A 504-nucleotide genomic window follows, 5' to 3' on the forward strand; every position below is an offset into this window, starting at 1 on the left:
GTTAGATCCATTAGGACGTATCGTTATACCAATGGAGTTAAGACGCACGCTGGAAATTGAAGAAAAGACACCATTAGAGATTTATGTAGAAGGTGAAAAGATCATCTTGAAAAAATATGAAGCGCATGGTGCTTGTGCAATAACAGGAGAAGTATCTGATAAAAATATTTCTTTAGCAGAAAGAAAGATTACGCTAAGCCCAGCAGGTGCAGAGCTTATAATAGAGGAATTACAGAAGAATCTGGTTAAATAATCGGCTCCTTTTAGAGGAGCTTTTTCAAGATGCATATAAATAATTTCACGTACCATAATTATTAATAAATAAAACAAAAATCTTCATCAAGGGATTCTTTCCCTCTTTTGAAGTCGATGTGCTACGATAGTTATATATTCGCTTTGATAGTAATAGGGGGCGTGTCTATGAAAAATCATATAAAAGTTAATGGACAGATCCGTCAAACAAATAAGAAATGGTCGCATCTCAGACAACAACAAAAAGAACGT

At 34.5% G+C, this 504-nt stretch carries 1 protein-coding gene; it reads left to right on the forward strand.

The features are described 5' to 3' along the window. On the forward strand, positions 1 to 253 hold a 253-nt coding region (locus tag BPMYX0001_RS25575), incomplete at its 5' end, for an AbrB/MazE/SpoVT family DNA-binding domain-containing protein (protein ID WP_033799384.1). Between the last annotated feature and the right edge of the window lie 251 nt (positions 254 to 504).

The organism is Bacillus pseudomycoides DSM 12442 (assembly GCF_000161455.1).
Taxonomy (GTDB): domain Bacteria; phylum Bacillota; class Bacilli; order Bacillales; family Bacillaceae_G; genus Bacillus_A; species Bacillus_A pseudomycoides.